The 17156-nt window shown below is 33.3% G+C and carries 17 protein-coding genes and 1 pseudogene; 4 read left to right on the forward strand and 14 right to left on the reverse strand.

The genetic code is table 11. From position 1 onward, the window contains the following. Nucleotides 1-60: 60 nt before the first annotated feature. Nucleotides 61-1836, forward strand: a complete 1776-nt coding sequence (locus JM172_RS03260; protein ID WP_214480638.1) for an alpha-glycosidase — start codon at nucleotides 61-63, stop codon at nucleotides 1834-1836. Between the two features lie 114 nt (nucleotides 1837-1950). Here the strand turns inward: JM172_RS03260 and JM172_RS03265 are convergent, their stop codons facing one another. The 12 genes and pseudogenes from JM172_RS03265 to dnaN all read right to left on the reverse strand — a co-directional run bounded on the left by JM172_RS03265 (nucleotide 1951) and on the right by dnaN (nucleotide 10853). After that, nucleotides 1951-2949, reverse strand: a complete 999-nt coding sequence (locus JM172_RS03265) for a hypothetical protein (protein WP_214480639.1) — start codon at nucleotides 2947-2949, stop codon at nucleotides 1951-1953. A 148-nt stretch (nucleotides 2950-3097) separates the two neighbouring features. Continuing rightward, nucleotides 3098-3316 (reverse strand): hypothetical protein, encoded by a 219-nt coding sequence (locus JM172_RS03270; RefSeq protein ID WP_410625941.1) that lies wholly within the window; start codon nucleotides 3314-3316, stop codon nucleotides 3098-3100. 24 nt (nucleotides 3317-3340) lie between these two features. Continuing rightward, a complete protein-coding gene (locus JM172_RS03275) occupies nucleotides 3341-3907 on the reverse strand; it encodes a nucleotidyltransferase domain-containing protein (protein ID WP_214480640.1) in 567 nt (188 codons plus the stop codon). After that, the gene (locus tag JM172_RS03280; protein WP_214480641.1) at nucleotides 3897-4460 is read right to left on the reverse strand and encodes a histidine phosphatase family protein; all 564 of its coding nucleotides are present in this window, start codon (nucleotides 4458-4460) and stop codon (nucleotides 3897-3899) included. Before JM172_RS03280 ends, JM172_RS03275 begins: the two co-directional genes overlap by 11 nt. Before the next feature lie 188 nt (nucleotides 4461-4648). Continuing rightward, nucleotides 4649-5005, reverse strand: a complete 357-nt coding sequence (locus JM172_RS03285) for a nuclear transport factor 2 family protein (RefSeq protein WP_214480642.1) — start codon at nucleotides 5003-5005, stop codon at nucleotides 4649-4651. Between the two features lie 48 nt (nucleotides 5006-5053). Further along, nucleotides 5054-5290 (reverse strand): annotated as a pseudogene (locus JM172_RS03290) (SAM-dependent methyltransferase); the annotation flags it as partial. 67 nt (nucleotides 5291-5357) lie between these two features. Continuing rightward, complete coding sequence (locus tag JM172_RS03295) at nucleotides 5358-5738, reverse strand: DUF6463 family protein (RefSeq protein WP_214480644.1); 381 nt, start codon at nucleotides 5736-5738, stop codon at nucleotides 5358-5360. Nucleotides 5739-5757: 19 nt separating this feature from the next. Then, nucleotides 5758-6681 (reverse strand): AraC family transcriptional regulator, encoded by a 924-nt coding sequence (locus tag JM172_RS03300; RefSeq protein WP_352222810.1) that lies wholly within the window; start codon nucleotides 6679-6681, stop codon nucleotides 5758-5760. 524 nt (nucleotides 6682-7205) lie between these two features. Next, a complete protein-coding gene (locus JM172_RS03305) occupies nucleotides 7206-8063 on the reverse strand; it encodes a phosphotransferase enzyme family protein (RefSeq protein WP_214480646.1) in 858 nt (285 codons plus the stop codon). Between the two features lie 261 nt (nucleotides 8064-8324). Continuing rightward, nucleotides 8325-8591, reverse strand: a complete 267-nt coding sequence (locus JM172_RS03310; protein ID WP_214480647.1) for a CD3324 family protein — start codon at nucleotides 8589-8591, stop codon at nucleotides 8325-8327. 405 nt (nucleotides 8592-8996) lie between these two features. Further along, a complete protein-coding gene (locus JM172_RS03315) occupies nucleotides 8997-9434 on the reverse strand; it encodes a VOC family protein (protein ID WP_214480648.1) in 438 nt (145 codons plus the stop codon). A gap of 288 nt (nucleotides 9435-9722) precedes the next feature. Next, nucleotides 9723-10853, reverse strand: coding sequence for a DNA polymerase III subunit beta (gene dnaN, locus JM172_RS03320; protein WP_214480649.1), 1131 nt, complete (start codon nucleotides 10851-10853; stop codon nucleotides 9723-9725). Between the two features lie 316 nt (nucleotides 10854-11169). On the opposite strand from dnaN, the gene JM172_RS03325 reads away from it, so the two are divergent. Further along, nucleotides 11170-12390 (forward strand): MFS transporter, encoded by a 1221-nt coding sequence (locus JM172_RS03325; RefSeq protein ID WP_214480650.1) that lies wholly within the window; start codon nucleotides 11170-11172, stop codon nucleotides 12388-12390. Between the two features lie 282 nt (nucleotides 12391-12672). Here the strand turns inward: JM172_RS03325 and JM172_RS03330 are convergent, their stop codons facing one another. After that, on the reverse strand, nucleotides 12673-13599 hold the full coding sequence (locus JM172_RS03330; RefSeq protein WP_214480651.1) for a DMT family transporter: 927 nt from the start codon (nucleotides 13597-13599) through the stop codon (nucleotides 12673-12675). Between the two features lie 100 nt (nucleotides 13600-13699). Between JM172_RS03330 and pdxR the strand changes: the two genes are divergently transcribed. After that, nucleotides 13700-15175: a MocR-like pyridoxine biosynthesis transcription factor PdxR gene (gene pdxR, locus JM172_RS03335; protein ID WP_214480652.1), complete on the forward strand. Its 1476-nt coding sequence runs from the start codon at nucleotides 13700-13702 to the stop codon at nucleotides 15173-15175. Nucleotides 15176-15269: 94 nt separating this feature from the next. Here pdxR and JM172_RS03340 read toward each other — a convergent pair whose 3' ends face one another. Then, nucleotides 15270-16124, reverse strand: a complete 855-nt coding sequence (locus JM172_RS03340) for a GNAT family N-acetyltransferase (protein WP_214480653.1) — start codon at nucleotides 16122-16124, stop codon at nucleotides 15270-15272. 160 nt (nucleotides 16125-16284) lie between these two features. On the opposite strand from JM172_RS03340, the gene JM172_RS03345 reads away from it, so the two are divergent. After that, nucleotides 16285-17124, forward strand: a complete 840-nt coding sequence (locus JM172_RS03345) for an alpha/beta fold hydrolase (protein WP_214480654.1) — start codon at nucleotides 16285-16287, stop codon at nucleotides 17122-17124. Nucleotides 17125-17156: the final 32 nt, after the last annotated feature.

The raw sequence follows: 17156 nt of genomic DNA on the forward strand, positions 1-17156 counted from the left end.
CTTCAACTACCATATTGATAAAATAGTGCAAACGGTTTCTCATTTCAGGGAGGTATTACTATGATCATAGAAGCTATTTACCATAGGCCAAAAGACAATTACGCTTATGCATACGATGAAAAAACAATACATATACGCTTACGTACAAAGAAAAATAATATTGATAACATCAAGCTCATTCATGGAGATCCATATGATTGGAAGGAAAACAATTGGCAAACAAGCCAAACTTCCATGAAAAAAGAAGGAAGTGATTCCTTATTTGACTACTGGTTTGTTGTCATTCAACCACAGTTTCGTCGATTACGCTATGGGTTTGAACTAACTTCAGGAGATGAAACGATCGTTTATACAGAAAAGGGATTTTTCAATCATATACTTGTAGATGATATTACATATTATTTTTGTTTCCCTTTTCTACATCACAATGATGTATTTAAAGCTCCAGCATGGGTGAAGAAAACAGTGTGGTATCAAATATTCCCAGAAAGATTTGCTAATGGAAATGCTGAGACCAACCCTCCAAACACATTACCTTGGGGAAGTGAAGAAGCTACTTCAACAAATTTCTTCGGAGGTGATTTCGAGGGAATTATTAACCACATTCCTCATTTAGTTGATTTGGGTATAACTGGTTTATACTTCACACCAATATTTAAGGCATTTTCAAACCATAAATATGACACAATCAATTACATGGAAATTGACCCTCACTTTGGTGATAAAGAAACATTCAAGAAACTAGTAAACACATGTCATCAAAATGGGATTAAAGTCATGCTTGACGCTGTGTTCAATCATAGTGGCTACTATTTCCCACAATTTCAAGACGTCATAAAGCATGGAGAAAAATCACGGTATAAAAATTGGTTTCATATAAAAGAGTTCCCTGTACAAACTTCTCCTGCACCAAATTATGATACATTTGGGTTTGTGGAGACAATGCCTAAGCTAAACACCCAAAATCAGGAAGTGAAAAATTATTTACTAGATGTTGGCCGTTACTGGGTACGTGAATTCGGTATTGATGGGTGGCGTTTAGATGTGGCAAATGAGATTGATCATCAGTTTTGGAAAGAGTTTCGTTCCGCTGTTAAATCAATCAACCCTGAGGTTTATATTCTTGGTGAGATATGGCATGATTCAATGCCTTGGCTAGAAGGTGATCAATTCGATGCAGTTATGAACTATCCGTTCACACATACAGCTTTACAATTTTTCGCAAAGAAGATTGTAACAGCAACACAGTTTGCGAATGCGATTTCTCAAGTATATCACTCGTATCCACTAAATGTATCAGAGGTACAATTCAATTTACTAGGAAGTCACGATACACCAAGAATATTGACAGAATGCGAAAATGATATAGAACGTTTAAAGCTCCTATACTTGTTTCAACTTTCATTTCCAGGGTCACCTTGCATTTATTATGGAGATGAAATAGGAATGACAGGTGGACAAGATCCAGGATGTCGTAACTGTATGATTTGGGAAAAAGAAGAACAAAATACAGATTTATTTGATTTCCTAAAAAAACTAATTCATATATATAAGACTGAAGCTATCTTTAGTAAAAATAGTACCTTTCATTTTGTCGACACAAATGATGAAACGAACCATATCATTTATAAAAGAACGTCTCATAAAGAAGAAATATTCTTCGTTATTAATAATTCAGAGAATAACATTGACGTGGAGCTACCAATTGATATAAAAAATAAAAAACTCATTAATTTATGGACAGAAGAGGAGTTTGCGGCTGAAGCAAGCCATGCCATCCTACCTCTAGCACCACATCACTTCTCAATTTTGAAGGTTGTAGAGGTTACAAACTAAAATCATCAGGTGGAGGAAGTTTCCACCTGATGATTTTACCTCTAGATTTCCAATTAAGCTTTACATATTAATTGCAAAATATCTAAAATTAAAGTTATATAATATAATCTTTTGCTATTTCTGTGGAGCTATAAGCATTTCTTCTTTACTTATGCCGTCTTCAAAAGGACCAACACTACCAGAACCACCTGTGTAATATTCAACCTTATCTTCATTCAAAAAGGTAAAGTACGGTCTTACATGAACGATTGTTTTATTAATATTTGTCCGTATCTCATCTGTAATAGGAAAATAAACGAGCAAGTTATTAGACATAATGGTTAACGGTAAGGACAACGGTTCTCCATCAAATTGATCAAGGTCATATCGATCCCAATTTTCATCAAGTGAATATAACACATGATTACTATAATATTCATTCGTCATCCCCGGAAGCCAAAATAAAATATCCTTGAGTGTGGAACCTTTTGGCCCTTGTAATTTGACTATATATCCCTTAGTTATATTAGAACCTGCATCTTGATGCACCTTGATACCCTCCACATGCCAAGCACTTGGTCTATAATCTGTCATCGTTTCTATAATCGGAAAAATCTTATAGCTCCCCTTCATAGGGAAAATCATTTGTTCTCCATTAAATGATAACCTCAACTCGTGTGGAAGATAAGAAGCTTGCATCGTACTAGACAAAGGTGTTCTTAATGTAAACCCTCTATCATCCAAAATTCGTTCTCCATTAATACTTAATTCTATCTCTCCACTTATTAATCTCTCAGTTAACAAATTATCTTTATTAACCTCTACCATTAAAGGGGTCTTTCCTCGTACCGATGCTATGATATCCCCGTACGAATTCAACAAAGTAATTTCATCTAAAATAGGTATATCCTCCCAAGGGGAAGCTTTTTTCCATTGAACAGGTAAGGAAAACTCTAACCCCCATTCATGTTCACCCATTTCTACTCCAACGGAACCCACTTGTTTTTCTACATACAAGCCACTTGGTAATGATGATCGCATATTCGACCATAAAAGTGGTATGACTATTATTACTAACATTAGCAAAACAAAGGTTGATAGGAGCCATTTTTTCGTGAAAGGCTGCAGTTTCATTTAATCTTCCCCTTTCATTTGATAAACAAAGGGCTTCATACACCAAGCTTATCCTCATTCAGCTACAAAGTTTGTATAAAATGTATGACAATAGAACAGCTTTAAGAATAAGAGATCTAAAAGTAAATAAATACCAACATGTTACTTTCTACCTTTTAACATAGAGGCTACTCAACACGGCTATTAATATCGATATAAGTAATTTGTACATGAAGCCATAAACTAAGCCTTCTCGTATGTATGTAATGATTTTTGTTATTGTAGAGGCTTCTGGCACCCAATCAATTACATAACCAAAACCTAATATATGCGGTACACTTAAAATAACATAAGAAAGAATAATTGCCACAACAAATCTCTTCATCAAACCATACTTACTCCCTTCCAAGTCTTAAAGAAATTCCAGCCATGTATGTTCCGGACTATGAATTTGAATTGCATGACGAAGCCATTCTATTTGATTTTCATTAAGGTTTGGTAAAGCTGCAAAAAAATCTTGATGATCTTTCTCTCTCGTATTTTTCACTTTATATAGAAGCACAATCTGAGGATTTAGGAAAGGAATACGTGAAGCAGAATAGCTCCAAATACTCTCGACTGGATGTGTAATTAGCGCATCTCTTCTAAATAGCCATTTGTCATTATCAGCCTCATTTAAAAGAATTTCTAATTGCTGGTCATTGTATTTATTTTCAGCATGAATTTCGTGTATTGGAAGCTGCAAAAATTCTTTTTCCCATCTGTATAATGTACCGTTGCTAACTTTGTTAAATTCCCAGTCTTGGAAATAATCTTTTAAGTGAAGTTGGTCCTTTCGAAAGATGGCTATTTCTAAGTCATGATGGGGTCTTGTTTGCTTTCCAATAAATAAATCTATTGCCCAGCCACCAGCAATAAACCATGGTTTATTGTACGAGGACATTAATACGTTAACCCTATTACATTGCTCAAATTTCATTAATCTCACCTTCTTGCCATACCCTCTCTACACTAGTTGCCCTATCTTTACTAGTTAATAAATATACATCAGGGTTACTCAAACTCTTCCATTCGTCAAAACCAAAATGATGATTATACTTTTTCAGCAATAATGACATGATATTTCCGTGAGTAACGATGATAGTACTTTCAAAATGACTATTAAAGATTTCATTTACAACACATGAAATACGATTCATCGCTTCTCGACTCGATTCTCCCCCTTTATATTTTGCATCTAAATCATCATAAGTTCGTTTTAATTTCTCAAGCCAATCAGCTAAATTTTCTTCACTTAATATTCTTTCTGTTAGCCGTTGGTCGACTTCAACTGTTACGTTTTTATGCACACTTAACGGTTCGATTGATTGAATCGCTCGAATAAATGAGCTTGATATGATTCGATCTATTTTCTTGTCAGAAAAAAAATCTGACAAAAGTCTCGCTTGTTCAAATCCTTTGTTAGTTAATTGTGCTTCTGAAGGCTGCCCTTGTGCTTCACAATGTCTAACAATATATATTTTTTTGACCATCCTACTGCTTCCTTTCTATATCATCATTAAGGATCAATAAGCTTCGATTATTATTCGATAGTAACTTTATTCTAGAATATGGCCCAAAATCTGGACGCTTATTTTTTTGCGCCAGCCTTTTAAACCTCATTTTCAAAATAAATATATAGAAATTAACTACGCAAGCTTCATTGACATATTATGAATTATCAATTCGTCTTTGTTCCTTGATGAAAAAACATCTGCCAGCTACCATTACTATATTTCCAGATTGAACTACGCAACGTATGTTGTTTGCTTTCTTCGTTATATATTCGGTAAGTTGTTAACACTACATCCTGAGACAATGGATGTATATCAAAGTCACTCAACGTCATCTTAACTGCCCCTATCCCATCGTCACTAATATCCTCATTTTTATATAAGACTCTTCCTGAACTTCCAAATTCAAAAAAATTCTCAGATAGCAATTTTTTTAATTCATTTTTAGATGCACGAATTTCTGGCTTTAATAACTTCTCTTCAAGTACAAGTAATTGTTCTTTTAGTCTATTATCTCTTTCCATTTCATACCTCATTTATTTTTGCTTTTTCTATACAACGAGAATAAACATTTATATGGTACACTCAAAAACTTGAAACGAACTTCCTTTCCCATATCCATCTTTTATGTCATGAATAACAATATTTTGAAAGCCATTAGATATAAGTGTGTTTCTAAATTCTTCTAACTCATAGAGTCGCATTGAGAAATCCATTATTTCTGTTTTTTCAATTTGCCCACCTTGGATTGATTGATATTTCAATTTAATACTCAGCAGTTTATTTCCCTCGTCATAATAAACTTTTCGATTATTTGAACTTTTAATCACCTTTATGCAATTAATTCCCTAGATCGTTTTTTAGAATGGTAGACTGCTAGTTTCTTGGATTGTAAGTAAATATTGTATCCGCATAAATTATAATTAGAGCTTGCGGAATAAATAGCCAAAAACCAGACACAGGAGATATGAATACTCCTAAAATCCCAATGATAAGAAAATACCAGCCAATGAAACGAGGTAATGGCTGTTGTCTTTCCTTCACATATAAATGCATAAATTGACCAATTATAACCCAAAATATCCCACATAATAAAAACCATACTGCAGCATTACGATCATATTGTGTCCCCACAGTATTGAAAATACCTTCTTTAACAATTTCCCCCAGCACACCCCACCCTATAATTAGACCCACAATGGTGTGTAAGATTCCTGTTCCAATCAGCAATATTCCGCTCAGTTTCCAAAGTTTCATTATAATTCCCCCAATAATGTTAGTTTGTGCATATTTTAGATGCAGGAGGAGTTTTTGTATTGTAAAAATACGACATAAATTCTTTTGATAAGACTGAGAGTGGGCTTAGTCCAGAAAATTGTTTAAAAACATTAATGAAATGAGATTGATCGTAGTATCCACCTTCATATATGATGTCTAGATACTTTTGTTTTTCGTATAAGCAAATCTTTTGTGAAGTTTCAGCAAATGTAGAGAGTTTCCGATAAAATGTAGGACTTACCCCAACCAATTCGCGGAAGATTCTTTGCAGCTGCCTCTGGCTAACATTTATTTCATTACATAGGTTTTGAATCGTTGTAAAACTGCTAGAATAAGTTAATTTATCGATTACATATGCTTGGATTTTTTGATAATCAGTATTCTTGTGATAATGCTTTAATAACAATAATAAATACTTTTCTATAATTTCGACCTTCTGCTTTAACGTCGAAGAATCTTTAATTTGATACTGTAATTCGTCTCCTAAGTTACCCCAAATTTCTGTAATACCCCTTAAATTATTTGTGAAATTTGCCATATTTTCATTACAAAAATGATGAAATGATCCTGGTAGAAAACGAACAGCTATCATACCTATTTTTCCTGTTGCATGTAAATCTATATAACTTTTTTGTATGCCAACTACATGGGCATCAGAAAGCTTAGATGGAATTTTTTTATGGTTAATAAATATAATAGGGGACTGATAGTGGAAGACCATCTCGATATTTATACTAGGTAAAACTCTAGGTAACTTGATTTGTTGATTGTCATTGCTAGATTCCCATATCCAATAACAATCTATAAATTCTCTCAAGTGTTTTGAAGGAGGTATGTATAAAATATCCAATACCCTCACCCTTTCATTTATGAGTTTACACTTATAATCGAATACTTTTTTTGCTATAGAAAGTTTTACCACATCACGTTTACTCTCTCCACATTATTTTTTTATTATAGTTTTATATTTAACTAAACCTTCTTGTCTTTAAAGTACTTTTTAGCTAAATATATCGTGATTTCTACCACACCATACATATATTAGGTAGTAGTGAGCTTTTAAAATTAACTAACAAAAAAAGAATTACATTGATTAATTTACCAACCTAAATAAATTATACCGAAAGGGTTTAATAGTAGTAAATATTTAACTTATAGACAAAGGTTCTCCAGCAAAATATTCCTAAAACGAAAGAAGATTATCTTTATTTCAGATTGTCACCTTAGAGTGAATATTTTATGCTCTTCTTCCGCTAATACTACTAGGCTGTTTTAGCATAGATTGAGGTTTTTTGTACACAACTAGATTTCGTAGCAACTTTTCTTCTATAAAATGATGGGTGTTGTGTAATACAACACCTTTATCTTCTAATTTAAGAACTATTGCAATAAAGTTTACGAAGTTAACGTACTACTATCTCTATTAACATTTGATAAGCATTACACCTATAACAAGAACTTTTCTCCTTGTAAGAATTTAACACAATTTTTTACTAAGAATGGGATAATATTGGAAAACTCTTTGTGTTCTTTTGGATTTTTAGCAAGAAATGCTAAATTCTTTATTATTGCCCATAAGAAAAATGCCTCCAATACTTGAATGTAGTCATCTTGAAGATTTCTTCCTTTTTGATAATAAGAAATAAAATTTTTTCTCCCTTGTGGATTGAGATGCAGAAAAGTTATTGCTATATCATATAAATAAAAACCAAAACCACATGATGAAAAATCAATTGGGGCAGATTGACCTTGATAAAGCACATAATTACTCTCATGAAGATCCGCATGAATTAGACCCCATGTATCTTTAGTTTTGTCCTGCGCTTTAATTATTAAGGATATTTTTTTAGTAGCTTTTTCAATTATTTCAAAATCGTTAGATGTCATTTTCCTGATTGACATCATTTTTTTTAATTGTTGAAGTGAATATATAAGATCTTCAGTTTCATAGATAGGTCTTTCAAATCCATCCGGTATGTTCCAATTAATCGAATGTTCATGTAGGGTAACCATCAATTGTGCTAGATTTTCTATTTCACTTTCAGAGGGTTGACCTTTTAATGTTTCACCTACAATATAAACTTGAAGTGTCCAATAAAAACTTGTGCCTGTGACTTTATCAAACACTAAAGTAGTTAATTCATCATATGTATTTTTTATCGTTCTTTGGACATTTAAATTTGTATCCTTTGCTATCGCTTTAAGCCATAGCAACTCTGATTCAATCATGTTAGCCGTTTTAATTCCTAAATGTTGTTTTAATACGTACTTATTATTATCATGTGCCTCAATTAAAAATGTCATATTATCATTCCACCCCAAGCTCGATATTTTTCGAACATTTAGTTTGAAATGATCATTCAACAATTGCTCAACTTGTTTGATATTATACATCTACTCACCTCTTTATCCTTAATCGTTATGATTACCTCAATTAAACTTTTTGCTATCATTACTTTAATTCTATATCATCGTTATAAATATAGAAAAAATAACCTAACACTAAACTCACCATAACAAAAGCACTGATCAAATATATATTAATGATGACCAGTGCTTTAATTACTATTTTTTTGAATATACGATTTTTTTTATTGTTTCTGTTGAAAGAAAATACTCGTCTGCTAATTGATCAATGGATCTTCCATTGTTAAATCCATTTTTAATTAAGGTGTTCCTATAGTCAATTTTCTTTCTGCCGCCAGAGTTTACTCCCCATTTTTGATAATCCTTTTTCGGTTTAGGAACATATATGATTTCCCCTGGTACATACTTTTGAAGTTCTACAAGTAATTCTTTAGGTAATTTTTCTGTAATTGTCTGTTTACTCATTTCTGCAGCCCCTTATTTAGTAAATATGATAAGGTGCAAAACCAAATGTGTCAGAAATGAACTCCTATGATTATGGTGATTTGTCACATCACCTTATGCAAAGTTTCACCTTTCAGACACTGGGCTTTGCATAAGGTACTGGAAAACTTTATGAACGTAAAAGCATTTTTCATTCTTACACTCCTTTCTAATTTAAACGGCTTTAGCTAACCTACTTTGACATGCCACAAAATAAAAACATTATGAATACTAGCCATTCTGAACAATTATAGCAAGGTGCTATTCCTACTATAAGGTAAGCCAAAGATTGCTGATTGATCTATTTCAAAAAAAGACTTATAGATAAGTTACTATATAGATATAAAGTTTTCTCATGAGTATGAGCTAGGAAGTATTATCATATGGCTAAATTTTGCGCATTGAACCTAAAACGATATTGTATCCATCCGGGTCTTGGATACAAGTATTTTTAAACTCCCACTCGCCGTGTGTGCCAGTAAACGGCTCAACCGCAATATTTCCACCATTTCCTCGAGCTTCTTTCACTAGACTGTCCAAATCATCCCAACTAAAATGAATAAACGTATCCCATCCGAATTCAGGGCCTTGCCAATCAGTTGGATAATCTGAACGCTTTTTTGATGCAGCGTTAGGTCTCACATCCTCAGGAAATTCCGATTGTTGGAGAATAATAGTCATGCCGTCTCTTTTTGCGTGTCCCCAGTCATCAATTTCACACCCTAGGACATCACGGTAATATTCCTGCGATTTTGTTAAGTTAGAGACTAAACGTACTTGAATGGTTTGTCCTAATTTCCCACGCTTTAGTTGGTTTACTTCCATCCCTAACCACTCCTGTTCACGAATTTATAAACTAGTTAAGTAAAATAAGGTTTCTATAATCTTTAACAGGTTCCTCCTTTGTTTTAAAAATAATCGTTCGACAAACATATAACTAGCCTCTCCCGATACTACAAATAGGGACTTCCGATAAATAACGATATAGAAACTATAATGCTAGACTTAGTCATTTGCTATCGCCACACTGAAAACTTCAACAATAAAATTTGCTTCTATAAATCTTGTCAATCAAATGTAGCATTATATGTAATTATAAGTTGCTGAAATATATTAGTACGTTCTCACTGGTGATATTAGGTGTAGGTGTGATATATTGCTCAGCGGTTGGATAAGAATTGGTTTCATCGAACCCCCAAAGCTGATGCTTATATCCTCTTCATTTATAACTCTTAAAGCATCCATTAAAAAGCTGCCATCGAGTGAAATGCTTAGCTCCGATTCTCCGCTTAAAGTCTTTACACTTTGGATTTCTTCTATTTGGCCTATTTGTGATGAATTTGATGAAATTTTCAATTTTGACTTATCTACAATTTCGAGGTGTATATTATTGTTTGTCCATTCATTAGCAAACAAGCTAGCTCTATCTATCCCATTTAGCAGCTGCTTCGTGTTCACAGTTATAACTGTTTTTGCATCTTTTGGTATTAACTCGTGAATGCTCGGATAATTACCTTCAATTAATCTAGAAAAAATGGAACTATTGTTCATGCTAAATGCTATATGATTCTCTGTTGCATGAATTTCTATTATGTCAGATTCATGATCTATTAACTTGGTTAATTCATTTAAGCAAGAACTAGGGACAATGAATGATTTATGGATGTTTGATTCAATCATGTGCTCTCTAAGAGCTAGTCTATGAGAATTTGTCGCTGCAACAGTTAACCTACCTTGTTGAAATAACATAAGCACACCTGTTAATATCGGTCTCGATTCATTTTTGGATACTGCAAATGATGTTTGTTTAATGATGTCAATAAAATCTTTACCTGTTATTGTAACGACTTGACTCTCATCCATTTCTGGTATGCTAGGGTATTCATCTGCATTCATACCATTTAAGCTAGTGATTATGTCAGCTGATTGAATCGTCACAGTGTGATTATCGTTTGCTTTCACATGAATATGATCAGGTAACTTCTTAACTATTTCATGTAAGTATTTCGCTGAAATCACAATACTGCCTGTATGATAAATATCCACTATGCGTAAGCCATCAATTACAGCTGGAATAGTTTTTTCTATTACAATATCAGAATTACTCCCTATAAGAGTTAAACTGTCCTGATTTGCAATCACTTTAACTCCTGTAAGTATAGGAAGAGGTGTTTTGTATGATATAGCTCTACTTACTTCTTTCATCGCTTTTTTAAAATGTTCATTGTTTATTGTAAATTCCATTAGAAAGTCTCCTCTTATTTCAAGCTCTCCATTAACAAATGCTTGATTTTCCAATCTAAAATCTATTTAATAAAACACTAATTCCTCATTCTAAAGTAGTAATTAAAGATCCATCCTTCCCCCCATTTATTATTATGAGGATTTATTAAAATGAAATCAAAGCTTCTTTTCATAACTCTGTTGCTATATTTTCACCAACTTTATTTAAAAGCCACAAAAACATATAACTCCTAAACGAAGAGATTACTTATATGGATTGAAAGACAACGAAATCGAAAACAATAACCCTTTTACATTTGTCCAAGGAGTGAATACAATGCGATTCAGCCATCATTTTTATTTTTATATAAGTAGTGAAGCTACTAGATTATTTTCAAGAGTGTTTTATGTCATGACTATTACTATATTTATTTTTAAAACAAGTGGTTCTGCCACAATGGCCGCCATGTTTCCGTTAATCGATGTATTATCGACATTACTTGCTGGTTTTGTAGCACCCTTAGTTATGGACAAAATCAGATTAAAGACAATAATTTTCGTATCCAAAGGACTAAATACGATAATCTTACTTTTAATTCTTTTAACTTTTACAATGTTTTCTCATTCAATAATGACCTTATTGATTTTCGTTTTTATTAGATCGTTTATAGACGGGTTGATCAGTCCTGCAAACTCTGCCCTGCTTCCACGTATCGTATTGAAAAGCCAGTTAGTGAAAGCAAATGGCTTTTTATCCATTACAAATCAAACATTAACTGTTCTTGGGTATACTCTTGGGGGCTTTATCGTAGTAAAGATAGGTGTTGTGCATTCATTACAACTAACCTTATTCATATCTTTACTATCATTCTTCTTATTTTATTTCGTGAAAGACGAGAAGGAAATGATCACCAATCATGCAACAAAAAAATCAGCATTCAGTTCCATGAGTGAAGGGTACTTATCACTATGGAAAAATCCAGCTTTGCGAATCATTACAACGATGGATATATTAGAAGGAATCGCCAATGGTGTATGGATTGGAGCGAACATCCTAGTATACGTAATTGAATTTTTGAATAAAGATGAAGCTTGGTGGGGGTACATTAGCGGTAGCTACTATATAGGTACAATTCTAGGTGGGTTATTCGTTGTTTCATTTTCAAAGTGGGTTAGTCATCGCCTGATCGCTAGCATGATTATTGGATCATTCGTAGTTAGCATTTTCACATTAATTTTCGGATTAACAACTAACCCGTTTGTACCAATATTGTTAAGTATTATTAATGGACCTGCATATCAATTACGTGATATTTCTCAACAAACTCTCTTTCAACAAAACGTGGAAGACAAACATTTACCGAAGGTTTTTGCAGCAAAAGGACTATTAACATCTGCTACACTAGGAATTTCTATAGGTATCATGGGTGTAATCTCAGATACATTCGGTGTACAGTATACTTTTTTCATAGCAGCGAGCTTATATGGTATTTCAGCCGTCCTTGCTTTGTTTATTTGGAGGAAAAACAAACAACAATTGAAAGCGGAGTTAACTTAAGGCTTTTTTTTAGCTAAATACGATTATAACTAACGTTCGTGGCATCTTTTCTTAGGTACAACAAAAACTAATATATAAAACCACTTTTTATGTTAATAAGCAACAAAGTTTACGAAAAGAGGCTTTCGTAAACTTTATTGCAATCTTTACTGTATATGGCTAGTAAGAACAAGTATTATTAGAACCCACACGTTTAAGTAGAAAAGGTACTACGAAAGCTGGATGTATACATTCTTACTAGTTACAAAAACAGCCTAATATAAAGATTAACTCCCCTTCCGACTATATGTTTTTAGCTACTTTTTTATTTAAACTCCCTTTTTTATAATATTCTTTAAATGTTTCTTGATTAGTAAAAAATACTCCGACAAGCACCAAAATTGAACCAAAGATAGAAATCAAGTAAATTTCTTCACTTAAAAAGGTAATACCTAATATCATCGCAATAATAGGTGAAACGTATAACCATGTAGAAGGAAAAACTGGATTTGTCTTACCAACTAGCCAATAAAAAATACCATGACCTAAAATTGAACCAAAGAAAATCAAATATATGAGTGATAGCTGTGCGGTTATATTGGAGAACGAGGCTAAATTTGGTCGTTCAATTATTAATGAGAGCAGAAAAAGCATGATACCTCCGAAAAGCATTTGAAAGCCATTTAATAAAAACGGGGAAAACTGTGAGCTTGATGACATTATTTTTTTTGACCTTATTGTCCCAACACTGTAGAACAGCTGGCCTAGAATTACAACAATGGAACCAATAATCCAAATCGCATTCACATCACCATTCATTCCTGGCCATGCTATGAGCGCTACACCACATAAGCTTGCAATCAAACCAAGCACTTGTATAGGTAAAAATTTGGATTTATCCTCATATTTTTTTAGTAAAAAGACCATAATCGGTCCGAATGCAGACAATACAGCAGCTAAACCTGAAGGAATATGCTGTTCTGCCCAATAAAGTGTTGAAAATGTGCCAAATGTTAAGAAGAAACCTATGATTGCTAATTGCAATATCATATGTAAAGGCGGAAATGGAGCTTGTCGAATTTTATAGAACAGTATAACAATTACTCCAGCAATAAAAAACCTAAGTGATGCAGAAAAAAAAGGTGCAACTCCTGCATCAATACCTATCTTTATTGCAAAAAAAGTTGTTCCAAATATGATACATATAAATAAAAAATTAAATAAAATCATATTACCCACTCCCCAATCGCTGTTTGTTTAGGTAATATTAAAATAAATATTCTATAACAGTAAAACACTTAATATAACAGTTAAAGAAAGGATGATGACATTGAATATATCTCTTTCAAAAGATTCTGATCACTCATTACCTGAGCAAATATACCTATCATTATCAGATCGTATTAAAACAGGCTTAATGTCAGAAGGAGATAGATTACCATCTGTTCGAAAGCTTGCTGATCAACTACATGTTAGTTTAGTCACCGTTCAAAAAGCATATGAATTACTTGAAAAAAAGCAATTAATAGAAAGAAGACATGGTAAGGGGAGTTATGTAAAAAAACAACATGAGCAACAAGAAGAGATATCTCATCATAACTGGCAAAATATGATTGTTGATTATTTACCGAGGGCACAAACATGGAAGGAGATGAAATCATTTTCTAATCAACTTAGATATAACTTATCACTCGCTAACTTGAGCGAAGAATTCTTGCCAGTAAAAGAATTAACTGCAGTTACTAAAAAAGTCATTACAGCTGAGCCAAATATTTTAACTACTTATGGCCCTGGACCTGGAGATAAAATTATACGTGAAACGATATGTGAATACCTTTCCCATTATGGCTTATCATCAACCGCTGATCAAGTCATCATCTCAACTGGTGTCCAGCAAGGGCTCGATTTAGTTGCTAAGACTTTTCTTAATGAAGGAGATGTCGTATTGGTCGAAGCACCAACATATATTGGCATTATTGATTTATTTAAATCCCGTGGCGTAACCATTAAAACGATACCTACCAATAAAGATGGAATCAATGTTAACGTGCTTTTACGTTTATGTGAGCAATTTTCACCAAAGCTCATATACACAAATCCCACTTTCCAAAACCCAATGGGGACAATACTTCCTCCGAAAAAGAGAAGGAGATTAATAGAAATTGCACAGGCTTTCAATGTAATCGTTATTGAAGACGATCCTTGGACAGAGCTAACTATAGAAGGTTCTGCAAAGCCTATCAAATCCATGGATGAGTACGGTCATGTAATTTATATGAGGGGGTTTAGTAAAACAATATCTCCTGGTCTTAGGATAGGCTGCATCGTAGCAAATGGGAAAATATTAAATAAGTTAAAGGCTGCCAAAAGTGTCTCAGATCTCGGCTCCCCATTATTAAATCAACGAATCCTTGCACGATTTATGCAAACATTTAACTTTGAAAAGCATTTTAAGAAACAAAACTCTCTATTAAAATATCGACGGAACCTCCTTATTCAAGCACTAAAAAGCTTAAACGTAGAAGGTGTTACATGGACGGTTCCTAAAGGTGGGCCCGTCATGTGGATTTCTTTTCCTACTCACGTAAACACAGATCATTTATTATTACATGCACAGAAACAAGAGCTATCGTTCCTACCTTCAGCAATGTGCTACCCAAACGATCCAGAATATCACCATTTAAGAATTAGTTATGGCAATTTAAATATTACTGCATTTGAGAAGGCATTAAACATTTTTGTAAATGTAACAAACGACTTTATGGAATCATATAATCCACAGCTAGAAGATTCACCACTTTTCTAGTCTCATTTCGATAAAAACCAGGAACCTATTACAGTTTCCTGGTTTTTGCACCTCATAATATATAGTCGTGATATTATCTGAGAACGTAAGTCATTTATCCAAAGGCGGGATTTAAAATTCCATACATATGGTCATTCTTTCCTGGTAAATCTGTAGCATATAAAGTCATTTGTGGAGATAATAGTATGTTTTTAAAATCATACCTCTGTTCTAATTCATTAATAAAATCCGCTTGATTTGAAGGTACATCAATTTGTATTGGACATGCGTGATGTCCAAAAATGTTGGATATTAATAGCTTAGCTATGCTAGGGTCTTTAGCTATCAACGGACTAACCCTGATCGCATTTCCTACTTTCGTTGTCATGCTTAACCCTTTAAGCATTCGATCCTCTCCCCTTACAACGAAACCACTTTCCATATTATAAAAAAGCTGTTCATACATTGCACTGCGATTAAGTCCAAATGCTTCTATATCTAACTGAATCACATCTATTAAATCTTCTATATTCATCTGTTCAATTTTCTCAAGCTCTCCTTGTTTTAACGGTAAATAACTATTATCTAACTGTAATCTATGGATATTTCTTATTGCTTTAAAACCAAGAGATTTGTACAAAGGAAACCCTTCTGGAGAAGAGACAAGTGAGATTGGTGAATCTAATTTATTAGCTTCTTCCATACATATTGTCATTAATTGTTTAGCTAATCCCTTACGACGATATCGCGGATGGACACAAACAATACCAATTGATGCAAGATTATTCTCATACTGAAAAATTCCTGCACAGGATATAATTCTGTTGTTATCGTAATGACCATAGAAAGTACCTACTGATAACAAAAGCTCAAACTGTTGCCCAGTAAAGCTCCAAGCTACGCTCGTTGTTAGTACTAGTAGGTCATCTATATTATCTATTCTTTTAACCTTATACTCCAGTTTATTCAACTTTTTCTCCCTCCCACAATTTAGCAAAATAATATTATATTAGATTACTTTATTTTACCTATTTTTACAATAAAACACTGAATTATGAGAGGGTTTTATCGTGAATTTGTCGAAAGTTGATTTATCAAAACAAAATTATTTCACACCTAGGAGGCTTTATATGTGGGTAAGACGATTTATTAATACACCTCGAGGGCAGTTTGAAGTGTTTACACAAGGAAAAGGCGAACCAATATGTATTACCCATCTATACAGTGAGTTTAATGAATTAGGCTATTACTTTGCAGATACTTTCGTAGAGGACTTTACGGTCTTTCTAATCAATTTAAAAGAAGCAGGTAATTCAAGTATTGCACTGAAAGAAGAGGAATTAAGTATGCTAGAAGCAGTAAACGATTTAGAAGCAATTAGGGACTCGCTAAATATTAAGAGGTGGTGCTTTGCTGGACACTCATCTGGTGGAATGCTTGGGCTAATGTATACTACGACATACCCCAATTCTATCAAAAAGCTTATGGTCGGTGGAGCTGCTGCTACAAATCAGTATATAGAGCACGAAGACAGTATGTATAGCCCACATAGTCATTTAAACAAAAAATTAAAACGTATCTTTTCGATTCTTAAGTCTCCTACATCCACAATTGATGAACGTAAAGTGGCCAATAAAGAATGGACGAATATGTCTTTATTTAATATCGAAAGACGTGATGAATACTTTACAAAACCTAGTAGTGGTAAAGTTGTCCAAAGAAGGTTGGACTATTTTTCATTCAAAGAGATTCCGGATTATGACATACGTAATGAATTAAAGCTAATCACAATTCCAACCTTTGTTTTTTGTGGGCGTTATGATACACAATGTCCTTTAATCTTTTCAGAAGAAATAAGTAAATGCTTAACAAATTCGACTTTATACATATTCGACTTAAGCAATCACTTTCCTTATATAGAAGAAAAAGAAAGATTTCTTGAAATGATTTGTGACTTTAAGAACTTATAACAAAACGACAGGTGCAAGATCGCCTGTCGTTC

This window comes from Bacillus sp. SM2101 (genome assembly GCF_018588585.1).
GTDB lineage: Bacteria > Bacillota > Bacilli > Bacillales > SM2101 > Nanhaiella > Nanhaiella sioensis.

Excerpts from the sequence above, each read along its gene's own strand:
- JM172_RS03330 (WP_214480651.1), bottom strand. The coding sequence starts at position 13,599 with ATGATTTTATTTAATTTTTTATTTATATGTATCATATTTGGAACAACT.
- JM172_RS03325 (WP_214480650.1), top strand. The coding sequence starts at position 11,170 with ATGCGATTCAGCCATCATTTTTATTTTTATATAAGTAGTGAAGCTACT.
- dnaN (WP_214480649.1), bottom strand. The coding sequence starts at position 10,853 with ATGGAATTTACAATAAACAATGAACATTTTAAAAAAGCGATGAAAGAA.
- JM172_RS03265 (WP_214480639.1), bottom strand. The coding sequence starts at position 2,949 with ATGAAACTGCAGCCTTTCACGAAAAAATGGCTCCTATCAACCTTTGTT.
- JM172_RS03305 (WP_214480646.1), bottom strand. The coding sequence starts at position 8,063 with ATGACATTTTTAATTGAGGCACATGATAATAATAAGTACGTATTAAAA.
- JM172_RS03295 (WP_214480644.1), bottom strand. The coding sequence starts at position 5,738 with ATGAAACTTTGGAAACTGAGCGGAATATTGCTGATTGGAACAGGAATC.
- JM172_RS03275 (WP_214480640.1), bottom strand. The coding sequence starts at position 3,907 with ATGAAATTTGAGCAATGTAATAGGGTTAACGTATTAATGTCCTCGTAC.
- JM172_RS03285 (WP_214480642.1), bottom strand. The coding sequence starts at position 5,005 with ATGGAAAGAGATAATAGACTAAAAGAACAATTACTTGTACTTGAAGAG.
- JM172_RS03260 (WP_214480638.1), top strand. The coding sequence starts at position 61 with ATGATCATAGAAGCTATTTACCATAGGCCAAAAGACAATTACGCTTAT.
- JM172_RS03280 (WP_214480641.1), bottom strand. The coding sequence starts at position 4,460 with ATGGTCAAAAAAATATATATTGTTAGACATTGTGAAGCACAAGGGCAG.
- JM172_RS03345 (WP_214480654.1), top strand. The coding sequence starts at position 16,285 with ATGTGGGTAAGACGATTTATTAATACACCTCGAGGGCAGTTTGAAGTG.
- JM172_RS03310 (WP_214480647.1), bottom strand. The coding sequence starts at position 8,591 with ATGAGTAAACAGACAATTACAGAAAAATTACCTAAAGAATTACTTGTA.
- JM172_RS03315 (WP_214480648.1), bottom strand. The coding sequence starts at position 9,434 with ATGGAAGTAAACCAACTAAAGCGTGGGAAATTAGGACAAACCATTCAA.